The sequence below is a fragment of the Paraburkholderia sp. Ac-20347 genome (genome assembly GCF_017104805.1).
In the GTDB taxonomy this organism is placed as follows: domain Bacteria; phylum Pseudomonadota; class Gammaproteobacteria; order Burkholderiales; family Burkholderiaceae; genus Paraburkholderia; species Paraburkholderia tropica.
Window position 1 is genome coordinate 29,433 of the sequence record NZ_JAAGPN010000014.1, and the last position, 15,580, is coordinate 45,012.

17 protein-coding genes are annotated in these 15,580 nt (G+C 63.9%); 13 read left to right on the forward strand and 4 right to left on the reverse strand.

From position 1 onward, the window contains the following. Positions 1-260: 260 nt before the first annotated feature. From rplM to erpA, 3 genes are all read left to right on the forward strand, one after another. On the forward strand, positions 261-689 hold the full coding sequence (gene rplM / locus G3N97_RS04690) for a 50S ribosomal protein L13 (protein WP_065065130.1): 429 nt from the start codon (positions 261-263) through the stop codon (positions 687-689). Between the two features lie 11 nt (positions 690-700). Then, positions 701-1,093 carry a 30S ribosomal protein S9 gene (gene rpsI, locus G3N97_RS04695; protein ID WP_065065129.1) on the forward strand — a complete coding sequence of 131 codons (393 nt, stop codon included), beginning with the start codon at positions 701-703 and terminating at the stop codon, positions 1,091-1,093. A gap of 213 nt (positions 1,094-1,306) precedes the next feature. After that, positions 1,307-1,672: an iron-sulfur cluster insertion protein ErpA gene (gene erpA, locus G3N97_RS04700; protein WP_065065128.1), complete on the forward strand. Its 366-nt coding sequence runs from the start codon at positions 1,307-1,309 to the stop codon at positions 1,670-1,672. A 78-nt stretch (positions 1,673-1,750) separates the two neighbouring features. Here the strand turns inward: erpA and G3N97_RS04705 are convergent, their stop codons facing one another. Next, entirely contained in the window at positions 1,751-2,905 is a 1,155-nt protein-coding gene (locus G3N97_RS04705; protein WP_205992163.1) for an anhydro-N-acetylmuramic acid kinase, read from the reverse strand. Between the two features lie 256 nt (positions 2,906-3,161). Between G3N97_RS04705 and tyrS the strand changes: the two genes are divergently transcribed. From tyrS to G3N97_RS04730, 5 genes are all read left to right on the forward strand, one after another. Further along, positions 3,162-4,427, forward strand: coding sequence for a tyrosine--tRNA ligase (tyrS, locus tag G3N97_RS04710; protein ID WP_205992164.1), 1,266 nt, complete (start codon positions 3,162-3,164; stop codon positions 4,425-4,427). Then, on the forward strand, positions 4,424-4,906 hold the full coding sequence (gene dtd, locus G3N97_RS04715; protein ID WP_205992165.1) for a D-aminoacyl-tRNA deacylase: 483 nt from the start codon (positions 4,424-4,426) through the stop codon (positions 4,904-4,906). Before tyrS ends, dtd begins: the two co-directional genes overlap by 4 nt. A 35-nt stretch (positions 4,907-4,941) precedes the next feature. Then, the gene (locus tag G3N97_RS04720) at positions 4,942-5,613 is read left to right on the forward strand and encodes a histidine phosphatase family protein (RefSeq protein WP_205992166.1); all 672 of its coding nucleotides are present in this window, start codon (positions 4,942-4,944) and stop codon (positions 5,611-5,613) included. Between the two features lie 370 nt (positions 5,614-5,983). Then, positions 5,984-7,129 (forward strand): branched-chain amino acid ABC transporter substrate-binding protein, encoded by a 1,146-nt coding sequence (locus tag G3N97_RS04725; RefSeq protein WP_205992167.1) that lies wholly within the window; start codon positions 5,984-5,986, stop codon positions 7,127-7,129. Positions 7,130-7,380: 251 nt separating this feature from the next. After that, the gene (locus tag G3N97_RS04730; RefSeq protein ID WP_205992168.1) at positions 7,381-7,686 is read left to right on the forward strand and encodes a hypothetical protein; all 306 of its coding nucleotides are present in this window, start codon (positions 7,381-7,383) and stop codon (positions 7,684-7,686) included. Positions 7,687-7,722: 36 nt separating this feature from the next. On the opposite strand, the gene G3N97_RS04735 is transcribed toward G3N97_RS04730, so the two are convergent. Both G3N97_RS04735 and G3N97_RS04740 read right to left on the reverse strand, forming a co-directional pair. Beyond that, positions 7,723-8,139, reverse strand: a complete 417-nt coding sequence (locus G3N97_RS04735) for a hypothetical protein (protein WP_205992169.1) — start codon at positions 8,137-8,139, stop codon at positions 7,723-7,725. Beyond that, positions 8,136-8,552 carry a MarR family winged helix-turn-helix transcriptional regulator gene (locus G3N97_RS04740; RefSeq protein WP_205992170.1) on the reverse strand — a complete coding sequence of 139 codons (417 nt, stop codon included), beginning with the start codon at positions 8,550-8,552 and terminating at the stop codon, positions 8,136-8,138. The genes G3N97_RS04735 and G3N97_RS04740 overlap by 4 nt, the downstream gene beginning before the upstream one ends. A gap of 511 nt (positions 8,553-9,063) precedes the next feature. Here G3N97_RS04740 and G3N97_RS04745 point away from each other — a divergent pair. Then, complete coding sequence (locus G3N97_RS04745; protein WP_205992171.1) at positions 9,064-11,307, forward strand: NADP-dependent isocitrate dehydrogenase; 2,244 nt, start codon at positions 9,064-9,066, stop codon at positions 11,305-11,307. 113 nt (positions 11,308-11,420) lie between these two features. On the opposite strand, the gene G3N97_RS04750 is transcribed toward G3N97_RS04745, so the two are convergent. Beyond that, positions 11,421-11,885 (reverse strand): GNAT family N-acetyltransferase, encoded by a 465-nt coding sequence (locus tag G3N97_RS04750; RefSeq protein ID WP_205992172.1) that lies wholly within the window; start codon positions 11,883-11,885, stop codon positions 11,421-11,423. Positions 11,886-12,035: 150 nt separating this feature from the next. Between G3N97_RS04750 and G3N97_RS04755 the strand changes: the two genes are divergently transcribed. The 4 genes from G3N97_RS04755 to G3N97_RS04770 all read left to right on the forward strand — a co-directional run bounded on the left by G3N97_RS04755 (position 12,036) and on the right by G3N97_RS04770 (position 15,570). Beyond that, positions 12,036-12,956 carry a LysR family transcriptional regulator gene (locus G3N97_RS04755; RefSeq protein ID WP_205992173.1) on the forward strand — a complete coding sequence of 307 codons (921 nt, stop codon included), beginning with the start codon at positions 12,036-12,038 and terminating at the stop codon, positions 12,954-12,956. 202 nt (positions 12,957-13,158) lie between these two features. Continuing rightward, entirely contained in the window at positions 13,159-14,130 is a 972-nt protein-coding gene (locus G3N97_RS04760; protein ID WP_205992174.1) for a sensor domain-containing diguanylate cyclase, read from the forward strand. 160 nt (positions 14,131-14,290) lie between these two features. Beyond that, on the forward strand, positions 14,291-14,515 hold the full coding sequence (locus tag G3N97_RS04765; protein WP_205992175.1) for a DUF202 domain-containing protein: 225 nt from the start codon (positions 14,291-14,293) through the stop codon (positions 14,513-14,515). 257 nt (positions 14,516-14,772) lie between these two features. Next, the gene (locus G3N97_RS04770; RefSeq protein WP_205992176.1) at positions 14,773-15,570 is read left to right on the forward strand and encodes a GntR family transcriptional regulator; all 798 of its coding nucleotides are present in this window, start codon (positions 14,773-14,775) and stop codon (positions 15,568-15,570) included. The last annotated feature ends 10 nt before the right edge of the window (positions 15,571-15,580 follow it).

Sequence of the window (15,580 nt, forward strand, 5' to 3'; positions counted from 1 at the left end):
TTTCGTCCGCGTTTTTTGTGCCCGAACCGGTGCGCCTGGCGCCTCGCCAGCAGAAAGTCCGCACAAATTTTGACCGCTGCTCAAATTTCCCTTTATAATCCAAGGTTTCCCGCATTCATGCCCGCGGGAGAAACGGGTAACCCGATGGAAACGATGGAAACCAACGGGAAGCCCGACCAGGGAGAGCCTGCGCCGGCGCCAACGAGTGCCACTACACAAGCAGGACCGAATCAGGGCACAAGTTATTTTTTGGATCGATCATGAAGACTTTTTCCGCCAAGGCACATGAAGTGCAGCGCGAATGGTACGTGATTGACGCGACGGATAAGGTTCTCGGCCGTGTCGCCAGCGAAGTGGCGCGCCGTCTTCGCGGCAAACACAAGCCTGAGTTCACCCCGCACGTCGACACTGGCGATTTCATCGTCATCATCAACGCCGGCAAGCTGAAGGTCACGGGCAACAAGACCACGGACAAGAAGTACTACCGTCACTCGGGTTACCCGGGCGGTATCTACGAAACGACGTTCGGCAAGATGCAAGAACGCTTCCCGGGCCGCGCGCTCGAGAAGGCAGTTAAGGGCATGCTGCCGAAGGGCCCCCTGGGCTACGCGATGATCAAGAAGCTCAAGGTCTACGCAGACGCAACGCATCCGCACTCGGCACAACAGCCGAAGGCGCTCGAGATCTAAGGGGAGCCCACATGATCGGTAACTGGAATTACGGTACGGGCCGCCGCAAGAGCGCAGTCGCTCGTGTCTTCATCAAGTCGGGCAAGGGCGACATCATCGTCAACGGTAAGCCCATCGCCGACTACTTCTCGCGCGAAACGTCGCTGATGATCGTGCGTCAACCGCTGGAACTCACGAACCACGGCGCGACGTTCGACATCAAGGTGAACGTGAACGGCGGCGGCGAAACCGGCCAGGCCGGCGCAGTTCGCCACGGCATCACGCGCGCGCTGATGGACTACGACGCAACGCTCAAGCCGGCACTGTCGCAAGCTGGCTTCGTGACGCGTGACGCACGTGAAGTGGAACGTAAGAAGGTCGGTTTCCACAAGGCACGTCGCCGCAAGCAGTTCTCGAAGCGTTAATCGCGCTTTGGCGTGCGCTCCTCGCGGAAGCGCACGTTACTGCAAAAACCGCCTCGCGCAGGAATGCGCCTGGCGGTTTTTTCGTTTACGGGACACGCCCCTATTCGAGATATGAGTCAAGAATGTGGCGAGAAACCCTTGATTTCCTGGGCTTAAGCACGATCTCAGGAACAGCCCTACAATAGCGGCTAGAAGCTTTTTTGGAGAGTTCGAATGAACGCTGTCACCGAGACCCCCGTGACTGAAATGCCCGGTCCCTTCGTTTTTACCGACGCAGCGGCTGACAAGGTCAAGCAACTGATCGACGAGGAAGGCAACCCGGAGCTGAAGCTGCGCGTGTTTGTGCAAGGCGGCGGCTGCTCGGGCTTCCAGTACGGATTCACGTTCGACGAGACCGTCAACGAAGACGACACCGTGATGAACAAGAACGGCGTCCAGTTGCTGATCGACTCGATGAGCTATCAGTACCTCGTCGGCGCCGAGATCGACTACAAGGACGATCTGAACGGCGCGCAATTCGTCATCAAGAACCCGAACGCCTCGACCACCTGTGGTTGCGGCTCGTCGTTCTCGGTCTGAACGAAACGCAGCAGTCGTAAAAAACGGGGCTTCATGCCCCGTTTTCTCGTTTACATCGCCGATCTCGCGCCGCAATCTTCAACGCGGATAAATCGCCCCGAGCACGCGCTCGCCCGCCGCGCCCGTGACCGCCGGCAGATTGCCCGGCTCACGCGCCACGCAGCGCATCGCCAGCCACGCGAACGCAAGCGGCTCCACCTGCTGTGGCGGCACGCCGAGCGCTTCGGTCGTCATGACCGGCACGCCGGCCACACCGCCCGTCTCCAGCGCCTTCTGCAGCGCGTCCATCAGCACCGGATTGCGCGCGCCGCCGCCGCACACGTACACCGCGCGGCAATCGCCCGCATGGCGCTCGATCTCGCGCGCGACGCTCACGGCCGTCAGTGCGACGAGCGTCGCCTGCACGTCGGCGGGCGCGAGCGTGTCGAAATCCTTCAGCTTGGCGTCGAGCCACTGCGCATTGAACAGATCGCGGCCCGTGCTCTTGGGCGGCTGCTGCTCGAAAAACGCCTCGTCGAGCAGGGCGTTCAGCAGCGGCTGCTGCAAGGTGCCGCTGGCGGCGAACTGACCGTTTTCGTCGTAAGGCTTGCCCAGGTGCCGCTCCGACCAGAGGTCGAGCAGCGCATTGGCCGGGCCGCAGTCGAAGCCGCGCACCGAGCCCGTGGCGTCCAGAATCGTGATGTTGCTGATGCCGCCCAGATTGCAGACGACGCGCGTGTCCTCCTGCGAGCCGAACAGCGTTGCGTGGAACGCGGGCACGAGCGGCGCGCCCTGGCCGCCCGAGGCGACGTCGCGGCTGCGGAAGTCCGCGATCACGTCGATATGCGCGAGTTCGGCGAGCAGCGCCGGATTCTGGATCTGCACCGTGAAGCCCTTTTCGGGCCGATGCCGGATGGTCTGGCCGTGTGCGCCGATCGCGCGCACCTCGGCCGCGTTCAGGTTGCCCGCGCGCAGCAGTTCGTGGCAGCAGACCGCGTAACGGGCCGCGAGCGCGTTGCCCGCGAGCGCGGCGCGTTCGATCTCGTTTTCGCCCGGCTGCTGCAGCGAAAAGAGCGCCTCGCGCAGCCCCTGCGCGAAGCCGACGAACGCCTCGGCCAGCACGACCGGCCGCTGGCCCTGCTCGAAGCGCACGGCGATGCCGTCCACGCCGTCCATGCTGGTGCCCGACATCAGGCCGAAATACACGCCGTCGGCGGGATGTGCGCTGTCTTTTCGTGCTTCGCGTGGCGCCACGTTCTGCTCCTCTCGGAAAGGCTAAGAAGGGAATCTGACGGTGATTATCGGGGCAATAGCCATTCGGCGTAAGCCGTTCGGACGAATGGAGCGGATCGGCGGATTGTGCGACCCTGTGTGCTGGTTCCCGGACGCGTCCGCGAGCGCGATTCGCCGCGAAAAACGGCGCATGCCGCCGCAATCCTCGGCCCTGTCAGTCGAATCACGTAAAATCCTGGGTTAGTCCCAGACCTAACGCACTCCAATCGATCGAAGCATGAGCACCGATTCCGCATCTTCCAATGGCGCCAACAGCGGCGCCAAACCCGCCTTTCCGGTCACCGACGAAGTTCGTCACGCGCTCGCCGTCACGAAGCGCGGTGTCGACGAACTGCTGATCGAAGAAGAATTCGAGCAGAAGCTCGCGAAAAGCGCAGCCACCGGCAAGCCGCTGCGCATCAAGCTCGGCCTCGATCCGACCGCGCCCGACATCCACATCGGCCACACGGTCGTGCTCAACAAGATGCGCCAGTTGCAGGATCTCGGCCATACCGTGATCTTCCTGATCGGCGACTTCACCTCGCTGATTGGTGACCCGTCGGGCCGCAACGCCACGCGTCCGCCGCTCACGCGCGAGCAGATCGAGTCGAACGCCAAGACGTATTTCGAGCAGGCCGCGCTCGTGCTCGACCGCGAAAAGACCGAGATCCGCTACAACAGCGAATGGTCGATGCCGCTCGGCGCCGACGGCATGATCAAGCTCGCGTCGCGCTACACGGTCGCGCGCATTCTGGAGCGCGAGGACTTCACCAAGCGCTTCCAGGGCGGCGTGCCGATCTCGATCCACGAATTCCTCTACCCGCTGATGCAGGGTTACGACTCGGTCGCGCTCAACGCCGACCTCGAACTCGGCGGCACGGATCAGAAGTTCAACCTGCTGGTCGGCCGCGAACTGCAAAAGCAGTACGGCCAGGAACAGCAGTGCATCTTGACGATGCCGCTGCTCGAAGGTCTCGACGGCGTCGAAAAGATGTCGAAGTCGAAGCACAACTACGTCGGTATCAGCGAAAAGCCGAACGACATGTTCGGCAAGCTGATGTCGATTTCCGACACGCTGATGTGGCGTTATTTCACGCTGCTCTCGTTCCGTCCGATGGACGAGATCGAAGGCTACAAGCGTGAAATCGAAGCGGGCCGCAATCCGCGCGATTTCAAGGTGCTGCTCGCGCAGGAAATCGTCTCGCGCTTCCACTCGCAAGGCGACGCCGAGCGCGCGCTCGAAGACTTCAACCACCGCGCGAAGGGCGGTGTGCCGGACGATATTCCGTCGGTCACGCTCGCGGGCGCACCGCTGGCGATCGGCCAGTTGCTCAAGCAGGCGGGCCTCGTGCCGTCGACCAGCGAAGCGCTGCGCAACATCGAGCAGGGCGGCGTGAAAATCGACGGCGCCACCGTGTCCGACAAGGGCCTGAAGATCGAAGCGGGCGAGTTCGTCGTGCAGGTCGGCAAGCGCCGCTTCGCGCGCGTGACGCTGACCGCGTGATCGCGCTGATTCAACGCGTGCGCCGCGCGCAGGTGGACGTCGAAGGACGTGTGACCGGTGCGATCGGCCAGGGGCTGCTCGCGCTCGTCTGTGCCGAGCGCGGCGACACCGAGGCGAACGCCGACAAACTGCTCGCGAAGCTGCTGGGCTACCGCGTGTTCAGCGACGCCGCGGGCAAGATGAATCTGCCGGTGCAGAACATCGACGGCAACGGTACGGCGGGCGGACTGCTGCTGGTGTCGCAGTTCACGCTCGCCGCCGACACGAACAGCGGCCTGCGCCCGAGCTTCACGCCGGCCGCGCCGCCCGACGAGGGCCGCCGCCTGTTCGACTATTTCGTCGCAGCGGCGCGCGCGAAGCATCCCGTCGTGGAGACCGGCGAATTCGGCGCCGACATGCAGGTGTCGCTCGTCAACGACGGTCCCGTGACGTTCTGGCTCCAGGTGCGTAACGACGCATCCGCTGGCGCACGCAACTAACCGCGGTTTCCGTTCCGCTTTTTCATCGCCGACTCATGACCACGCAGATTCTTTTCATCCGTCACGGTGAAACCGCCTGGAACCGCATCAAGCGCATCCAGGGCCATATCGACATTCCGCTCGCCGAGAGCGGCGTCGAGCAGGCGCAGCGGCTCGCCGCGAAGATCGCGCAGGCCGCGCAAGCGGGAACGCGACTCGATGCGGTGTGGTCCAGCGACCTGATGCGCGCGCAACAAACGGCGCAGCCGATTGCCGACGCGCTCGGTCTGCCGCTGCAACTGACCGAAGGCGTGCGCGAGCGCAACTACGGCGCGTTCCAGGGCCACGACAGCAACGAGATCGCCGAGCGTTTTCCCGATGAATACGCGCACTGGCAAACGCGCGATCCCGGTTTCGAGCCGCCCGAGGGCGAGTCGCAGCGCACGTTTTATCACCGCGTTCTGCACGCGCTGGAACCGATCCTCGCGCAGCATCCCAAAGGTCGCATCGCGGTCGTCGCGCATGGCGGCGTGCTCGATTGCATCTACCGTTTCGCCAACGGCATCGAGCTGGCCGCGCCGCGCGCGTGGCCGTTGCTGAATACGAGCGTCAATGTCGTCGATTTCACGCGCGACGGCAGTGTGACGCAGGCGAACGTCGTCGACTGGGGCGATGTCTCGCATCTGCCCACGGCCAGCGACGACGACGGCCTCAAGCGCGCGACCTGAGCGCGCGGGTGCATGCGTCACTTGAGCGCTGGATAAGCGCCATCTGAGCACTAACTGAGCGCATCCCACCGCCTCGGGCCGTCCGGCCCGGACATCCCCCCCTAGCATCGCTGTCAAGCGGCTTACCCGCCTCTTACGACGGCTTTCCAAAGGCCAACCGCAAAGCGGGGGCGCCTGATACCATTCATCCGACCTTTGTGCTTTGCCGCATCGGTGGGGCCTCGCCGCGATTTCCCGTGTTCCGGGCGATGGCCGCGAGCGCCGGCCGCGCGTTGAAGAGGAATGCGCGCGCACCACGGGCAGGCGGTGCCGACGAAGCCAGGGTTGCATACGAAAGGCAGTTTCCAGAACAAATCGCAGGAGATTTTCAATGACGTTCAAGCTTCACAAGCTGTTGCCGGTCAGCGCCGCCGTGCTCGCGTTCGGCGCGATGTGCGCGAATGCATCCGCGGATCAGGTCGTCAAGATCGGCCACGTCGGTCCGCTCACGGGCGGTTCGGCGCACCTCGGCAAGGACAACGAAAACGGCGCGCGTCTCGCGATCGAAGAGATCAACGCCAAGGGGCTGACGATCGGCGGCCAGAAGATCACGCTCGCGCTCGACGGTCAGGACGATGCCGCCGACCCGCGCCAGGCCACTCAGGTCGCGCAGAAGCTCGTCGACGACAAGGTCGTCGCCGTGATCGGCCATCTGAATTCGGGCGCGTCGATTCCCGCCTCGAAGATCTATAGCGACGCCGGTATCGTGCAGATCTCGCCGTCGTCGACGAATCCGTCCTACACGCAGCAGGGCTTCAAGACCACGTACCGCGTGGTCGCCACCGACGCGCAGCAAGGTCCGGCGCTCGCCGACTACGCGCTCAAGAGCCTGAACGTGAAGAGCGTCGCCGTGGTCGACGACTCGACCGCCTACGGCCAGGGCCTCGCGAACGAGTTCGAAAAGACCGCGAAATCGCTCGGCATGAAGGTCGTTTCGCACGATGCGACCAACGACAAGGCCGTCGATTTCCGCGCGATTCTCACGAAGATCAAGGGCGAGAATCCGGACGCGATCATGTACGGCGGCATGGATTCCACCGGCGGTCCGTTCGCCAAGCAGGCGCGCCAGCTCGGCCTGCGCGCGAAGGTGCTGGCGGGCGACGGCGTCTGCACGGAAAGCCTCGCGCAGCTCGCAGGCGCGGCGGCGGACAACATCGTCTGCTCGCAGGCCGGCATGGCGCTCGAGCGCATGGACGGCGGCGCGGCGTTCTCGGCGAAGTATCAGAAGCGCTTCGGCCATCCGGTCGAATACGATGCGCCGTTCACCTATGACGCGGTGTATATCGTCGTCGATGCGATGAAGCGCGCGAACTCGACGGACCACGCCAAGATCCTCGCGGAAATCCCGAGCACGAACTACAAGGGCGTGATTGGCGAGACGGCGTTCGATGCGAAGGGCGACCTGAAGCACGGCGTGATCTCGCTCTACAACTACAAGGCGGGCAAGAAGACGCTGCTCGACGTGGTGAAGATGTAAGTGCGCGTGCCACGTCACGTTGCGTTGCGCTGATTCACGCCGGGTTACGCGGCAAGCGTGATGCGGCGCCGGCGCGAACGCGAAGCGATGCAAAGCGGCCAGTCTGCGCGAGCGGACTGGCCGTTTTCTTTTACGTGGACGATGTCGGCGGGGCGGCCGCGCGGCGGCGCGCGACATCTCGCGCCGCCGCGTATCGAGACGCCAGAGCGCGCGTCGTTCGATTCGTCCGATTTACCCGATTGCTTCTGAACATGTCCCGCCTTCCCTACCTCCGGTCCGCGCCGGCCATCGGCCTGGCGCTCGGCTTCGCGCTGTTCGCCCAGCCGGGCGGCGCCGAACCCGTGCCGGCCTCCTCCATGGTCGTCAGCCTCGTCGTGCAGCAGAGTTGTCTGATTAGTGCGAGCGAGGGTGTCAGTGCGACCGCGCCTGCGGTCAGTTGTCTGCACGGCGAGCCGTATCTGGTCTCGCAATCCGAAGCGCCGGCCATGCAGATGGCGTCGGCGGTGCAGTTCGATTCGCAGCGGTCGTCGCGGGCGTTCTGGACGGTGACGTTTTAAGGGCGTTGCGGCAGTCGTTGCGGCGATATCCGCAGCTCAGCGCTCACACGCAGCCAGCGATTGCCCGCCCGTTTCCTGCCACGCGGGTTGTTGAGCAAAAGCCGCTAAATCCGCGTGCAAATCCATTGCGGGCGACTCGTTCGCATACGTCGCCGGACACGCTCGACGATCCGCTGCATCGACACGCGGCGCGAGCACGATAACCCCGACGATCGCGCCGATCACCGCCACCATGACCACGCCGCCCGCGAACCAGGCGAGCGCCTCGTCCTGTGCTTCTTCGTGCGTTAGTTCGCGAACCTCCTGACGCCGCTTCTCGCTCCACTTCTCGCGCGATTTCGCTCGCCCGTTCGGCCAGGTTTCCGCACACGCACAATCCCCTTTCGATTCCCGCATCGCCTTCCCCAAATGATTAGCAAGACAATCGTTTGCCGCAAAAAAGACCGCACTCACGTCAGTCCCTTGCGAATCTTCCGCATCCCCGTCACTGTCGATTCGAATAGCTCGCCGCCCACTTTCGCCTGCAAGGTGCGCGCGATTTCCGCGCTCGCGAGATTGATCGGCGCTTCGAGCGCGAGGCCTTTCGCCGTCGGAAACAGCTCCCACTCGCGCGCATCGGCCTCGCCCTGGCGCCGCTCCACCAGCTGCTTCTCGCCGAGATTGTCGACGAGGCGCGTCGCCGTGGGTCGCGCAATGCCGAGCGTCTGCGCGACGTCGCTGGCGAGGCAACCCGGCTTCGCGAGCACCACGCGCAGCACGAAACCCTGCGCGGGCGTCAAGCCGAACGGCGCGTAGACGGCGGCCCATTCGCGCTCCACGAGACGCGCGAGCGCCGCCGAATTGAAGTAAAGGCAGTGATCGAACATGCGCCCATGAAATCACGGATTGATTAGCAAGGCAACCGTTATCGCGGTCTCGCGCGCCTCTTTTTCCGCATTGCAACACGACCGATACCCGTCGAATACCCCACTAAACGACCAGGAAAACGACGCCTCAAATGATCTGGCCCGGAAAAAAATTCTTCTATAAGACTGGCCGATTCGGTCGGCTTTTCGCAAGGGTCTTTACCAGCTTGACAGAGAATCAGGGGCCAAAACGAAAAAGGGCCCGGAAGCCCTGCTGAGCGCCGCTGGCAGCCCGATTTCCCTTATGTGACGGCCATTTGGCGCGATAACGTTTTCAGCGCCAGCGCCGCCCGAAGGCGGCAAACGCGACGACTTCGCGACGAAACGACGCCACGCAACGCAATTTCACGATATGAAATCCTTGTTCGATTGGCCCCCGGGCCTCTCCAAAATCAGGCAAAATCCAGGTGTTTCGCCGACTGCGCGCAGCCGGTGGTGTCACCACCCTGTTTGAGAACCCGCCAAGAAGCCGATGAGTACCCAGCAACCCACCATCATCTATACCCTGACCGATGAAGCGCCGCTGCTTGCCACCAGCGCGTTTCTGCCGATCATCCGCACCTTCGCTGCGCCGGCCGGCGTGAACGTCGAGACCAGCGATATTTCCGTGGCGGGCCGTATCCTCGGCGAGTTTCCGGAATTCCTCGCGGAAGACCAGCGCGTCCCCGACAACCTGGCTGAACTGGGTCGTCTGACGCAACTGCCGGAAACCAACATCATCAAGCTGCCGAACATCAGCGCATCGGTGCCGCAGCTCGTCGCCGCGATCAAGGAACTGCAGGGCAAGGGCTACAAGATCCCCGACTTCCCCGAAGATCCGAAGACCGACGAAGAAAAGGCGATCCAGAAGCGCTATTCGAAGTGCCTCGGCTCGGCCGTGAACCCGGTCCTGCGTGAAGGCAACTCGGACCGCCGCGCGCCGCTGGCCGTCAAGAACTACGCGAAGAAGCACCCGCACAGCATGGGCGAGTGGAGCATGGCTTCGCGCACGCACGTCGCGCACATGAAGCATGGCGACTTCTACCACGGCGAAAAGTCGATCACGACCGACAAGGCGCGCGAAGTGCGCATGGAACTCGTGACGAAGAGCGGCGAGACCATCGTCCTCAAGCCGAAGGTTTCGCTGCAGGCCGGCGAGATCGTCGACAGCATGTTCATGAGCAAGAAGGCCCTGCTGGCTTTCTACGAAGACCAGATGGAAGACGCGCGCAAGACGGGCATCATGCTCTCGCTGCACGTGAAGGCGACCATGATGAAGGTCTCGCACCCGATCGTGTTCGGCCACGCCGTGCGCACGTTCTACAAGGACGCGTTCGCGAAGCACGCCAAGCTGTTCGAACAACTGGGCGTGAACGTCAACAACGGTCTCGTCGATCTCTACACGAAGATCGAAACGCTGCCGGAATCCCAACGCGAAGAAGTCATCCGCGACATGCACGCGTGCCACGAGCACCGTCCGGCGCTGGCGATGGTCGATTCGGCCAAGGGCATCTCGAACCTGCACGCACCGAACGACGTGATCGTCGACGCATCGATGCCCGCGATGATCCGCGCAGGCGGCAAGATGTGGGGCGCCGACGGCCGCCCGGCCGACACGAAGTGCCTGATTCCGGAAAGCACGTTCGCGCGCATCTACCAGGAAATCATCAACTTCTGCAAGACCAACGGCGCATTCGACCCGAAGACCATGGGTACGGTGCCGAACGTCGGCCTGATGGCGCAGAAGGCTGAAGAGTACGGTTCGCACGACAAGACCTTCGAAATCCCGCAGGACGGCACGGCGCGCATCGTCGACAACGCCACGGGCGAAGTGCTCGACGCGCTCACGCAGCCGGTCGAGCAAGGCGACATCTGGCGCATGTGCCTCGTGAAGGACGCGCCGATCCGCGACTGGGTCAAGCTCGCCGTCACGCGCGCGAAGAACTCGAACACGCCGGCCGTGTTCTGGCTCGACCCGTATCGTCCGCACGAAAACGAAGTGATCAAGAAGGTCGAAACGTACCTGAAGGATTACGACCTGACCGGCCTCGACATCCAGATCATGTCGCAAGTCCGCGCGATGCGTTACACGCTCGAACGCGTGATCCGCGGCCTGGACACGATCTCGGTCACCGGCAACATCCTGCGCGACTACCTGACCGACCTGTTCCCGATCATGGAACTGGGCACGTCGGCGAAGATGCTCTCGATCGTTCCGCTGATGGCCGGCGGCGGCATGTACGAAACGGGCGCGGGCGGTTCGGCGCCGAAGCACGTGCAGCAGCTGGTTCAGGAAGACCACCTGCGCTGGGACTCGCTCGGCGAATTCCTCGCGCTGGCCGTCTCGCTGGAAGACCTCGGCATCAAGACGAACAACGCGCGTGCCAAGCTGCTCGCGAAGACGCTCGACGCCGCCACCGGCAAGCTGCTCGACAACAACAAGGGCCCGTCGCCGAAGACCGGCGAGCTGGACAACCGCGGCAGCCAGTTCTATCTGTCGCTGTTCTGGGCGCAAGAGCTGGCCGCGCAGAAGGACGACGCGGAACTCGCCGCTCACTTCGCGCCGCTCGCGAAGGCACTGGCCGAAAACGAGCAGAAGATCGTTGCCGAACTGGCCGCTGTTCAGGGCAAGCCGGTCGACATCGGCGGTTACTACAAGCCCGACTTCGCGAAGCTCGCGGAAGTCATGCGTCCGAGCAAGACGTTCAACGACGCGCTCGCAGCCGCAGCAAAGTAAGTGATTTCATGCGCCCCGCGCTTCGTGGGGCGTCGTGAGATTCACGCAAAACGCCCTTGCAGCTTCACGCTGCGAGGGCGTTTTTTTATGCCTCGGCAATTCGTTCGCGATGCTTATTTTTTCGCCAGCGCGATTTCATAGCGGATATGGCCGCTGCGCGTGGCGACGCGGTCGTACACGGCCTGCGCCGCTTCGTTTGCGTCGTTCGTGATCCAGTAAATGCGAAACCAGTTCTCGCGCTCGCCGATCTCGCGCAGGCGCTCGATGAAAGCCGTGGCGACACCCTTTCTGCGTCCCTGCGGCGCCACGTACAGATCCTCCAGATAGCAGACCGTCTGATCGCTCCAGGTGTTCGGATGCAGCACGTAGTTGCACAGACCCAGCGGCTCGCCGTCCTCCCCGTGCGCGATCAGCGCGTGAATCGGCTCCGCCGGATCGGCGATACGCGCCCACGTGCGCGCATTCACGCGCTCGTCGAGCGTCACCTCGTAGTGGCGGCAATAGGCCTGCCAGAGCGCGAGCCACTCGGCATGATCGGCGGCCTCGACGGGACGGATGGCGAAATCGGCGGACGGCACGAACGGGCTCCTGGTGATGGAAAACACGGGCGGCGGGCCTTCATCGTAACCCATCGATTGACGATGCCGCCGACGCCTCGCACTGGACGGCAAGCATGCAAGCCGCTATGCTGAAATCATTCATTCCGATGACTTCCGCAATCTGAAATCATGCCTGCCGATATCAGGACGATCGATCTGAACCTGCTGCGCGCGCTCGACGCTCTGCTCGACGAACGCAACGTCACGCGCGCCGCGCGCCGTCTCGCGCTCACGCAACCCGCCGTGAGCGGCATGCTCGTGCGCCTGCGCGAAGCCTTCGACGATCCCCTCTTCATCCGCACGCAACGCGGCATCGCGCCGACGCTGCGCGCGCTCGAACTCGTCGCGCCGCTCAAGCAGATTCTCGGCGAAGTGGAAACGCTGCTCACGCCGCAAGCCTTCGATCCCGCGAGCGCCGACTTCACGCTCACGCTCGCCGCGACCGACTACGCGCTGCAAGCCGTGGTCGCGCCGTATCTCGCGGTGCTGCGTCGCGAAGCGCCGGGCATTCGCGTGGCCGTGGTGCCGGTGCAGGATCCGTCGCTGCATGCGCAACTGGCGCGCGGCGACGTCGACGTGGCGCTCGTCACGCCCGAGAGCACGCCCGCCGATCTGCACGCGCGGCGTCTATTCGACGAACGCTATGTCTGCGTGATGCGCGCCGATCATCCCGATGCCGCGCGCGGACGCATCACGCTCGCGCGTTTCTGCGCGCTCGATCACGCGCTGGTGTCGTACACGGGCGGCAGCTTTCACGGCGTCACCGACGAAGCGCTCGCGCAGCATGGCCGCGCGCGCCGCGTCGCGCTCTCGGTCACGAGCTTTCTCGTGCTGCCCGAAATCCTGCGCGCGAGCGATCTGATCGCCGTGGTCCCGCAGCGGCTCGCGCAACGCGCCGAAGGTCTCGCGGTGCTGCCCGCGCCGCTCGAGATTCCGGGCTTCACCAAGACCGCCGCGTGGCACGAGCGCACGCATCGCGATCCGGCGCGGCGCTGGGCACGCGCGTTGCTGTTCGAGACCTGCGAATCGCTTCACGCGGCCGCGGCCTAACTGTTCGAGCCTCGCGATTTAAGCGATTCGTCCAGCATTCGATCCTGCTTGCGGACGCAGCCAGTTTTGCAGTCGTTTCGAAAGGCAGCGCTGTACACCGATCAGCACACGAACATCACAACCACCGCGCCGGCACATAACGCGCGTCCCGCGCACGCCAGGCGTTAGAATCGAAACTCCTTTTTTCACTTCGCCCTCATCCATGCTTCGACCTTCTGCACCGGAAAACGAAGCGGAGCGTGTGGAAATTCTGCGGTCGTTCCAGTTACTCGACACCCAGCCCGAGGAACGCTTCGACCGCATCACGCGCCTCGCACGACGCCTGTTCAACGTTCCCATCGCGGCGGTCACGCTCGTCGATACGGGGCGTCAATGGTTCAAGTCTCATCCTGGCCTCGACGTTTCCGAAACGCCGCGCGACGTCTCGTTCTGCGGCCACGCGATTCTCGGCGACGACCTCTTCTTCGTCAGCGACGCGCGTACGGACGTGCGCTTCGCCGACAACCCGCTCGTCACGGGCGTGCCGAACATCCGCTTCTATGCGGGCTGTCCGCTGTCGGCCGGGCATCAGATGCGCATCGGCACGCTCTGTCTGATCGACAGCCGGCCGCGTGAATTCGACGACGAAGAACGCGTCGTGCTGCGCGATCTCGCGGACATGGCGCAGGAAGAAATCGCCGCCACGCAGCTCGCGACCACCGACGAGCTCACCGGCCTCTCGAACCGGCGCGGCTTCAAGCAGCTCGCCGAGCAATCGCTGCGCATGCGCCGCAGCGCGCAGCAGCCGGTCTCGCTGCTTTATCTCGACCTCAACGGCTTCAAGCAGATCAACGACACCTACGGCCATGCCGAAGGCGACCGCGCACTCATTGCGTTCGCAACGATCATGCTGACCGCACTGAGCGAAGGCGATGTAATCGGGCGACTGGGCGGCGACGAGTTCGCGGTCCTGCTCGGCGACGCCGACGAAGCGGGCACGCTGCACGCCATCGAGCGTATCCGCTCGCAGCTCGACGTGTTCAACCGCACGGCGCGCAAGCCCTACGAACTGCGCTGCAGCGTGGGCAACGCGGCGGCCGGCGGCGACTTCGACGGCTCGGTCGACGACCTGCTGGTGCGCGCCGACACGTCCATGTATCAACAAAAACGCGCGACGGGCAGCGAGCGCCGGTAACGGCGTCGCGCGCCCTTCATGCGTTTTTCGCATGTTTTTCGCGGCGGCTATTTTTGTCCGCGGATGTCGTGCGATTTCCGGCGGCGTATCGTCATCAGGTGGGGCACGCTACTTGCTTGCTCCCGATGATTACTGAATACGTTCGTCGGGGATCGAGATGATGAAATCACTACACGAAGCGCGCGAGCGCACGACGCTGGCCGTGACCGGCCTGGCCGTTGGACTCGCTGCGACGGCGGCGGGCGCCGGACTCTGGTTGCGCGCGCTCGGCAACGACAGCGCCGCGAACGCCGACGTGCAGTCGGCTTCGGTGGGCGCGATTCTGCTGGGCGTGTTTCTCGCCATCTGCGCGGGTCACGAGATCTGGCGTAATCGGGCGCGCTAAAGCGCGTTCGCAGGGCTTTCTTCTCCATCATCGCCAGCGTGAGCGTTCACGCTGGCGCGCACACAGCGCCACCGTCAGTTGCGGCCGCGCGCATCGTCCTCCAAGTCATTGCATCGACCTGCACGTCACGCGCGGGCTAATCTGGTGCGCACGAAAACAGGCATCGGCGAGTTTATGCACCACGAAGTCGAGACTTCGCGCGCGGGCGCGCGGCCCGAGGTTCGCCGCCGATCACCGCGCCTGTTTTCAGGTTCAAGTTGACATCACTTTGGCATAACAATATTATTGGTACAACCGTGTACCAATATCCTGACATGCAACAGACCATCGACCGGATTTCGACGATTCCCCTGTACAGCCAGATCAAGCAGATCCTGATCAACGAGCTGCAGGGTGCGGGCAGCGCGACCGCGCCGGCCTTGACGGAGGCCAGCCTGATGAAACGGTTCCATGTGAGTCGGGCGCCGATTCGTCAGGCGCTCAAGGAACTGGTCGACGAGGGCTACGTCGTTCGCCAGCGCGCCAAAGGCACGTTTCCCGTTCACGGCGTGAATGTGCGCCTGCCTCCGGCGCTCGAACTGGGTGGTTTGACCCGCTACCTCACCGAGCAAGGCTTGACGCCGACCTCGCGCGTAACCGGCCTGCAGCGCGTCGAACCGCCCGAAGCCGTCATGGAGGCGCTCGGCCTCACCTCGCCCGAGAAGCTGCTTTATCTCCAGCGCGTCATTTCGGTCAAAGGCGCGCCGTTGGTCTGGGCCTGCACTTACCTTTGCACGCCGCCGGACTTTGCGCCGTCGATCGAAGATCTCGAGCGCGTCGGCACCGTGTTCGCGCTGATCGAGCAGGCGCTGGGCGTCGTGTACACGCGCGGCGAGCAGCACATCTGGGCGTCGGGCGCGAGTCCGGAAGAGGCGCAGGCGCTCGAAGTCGACGTTGGCGCGCCGGTGCTGGTCGCCGAGACGACGCTATTCAGCAGTGACGGGCATCCCGGCGGCTGGCGTCGGGCGGTACACCGCGCCGAAGACTTCAAGTACGCCTTCGGCCTGAGCCGCTGACGGTTTTTTT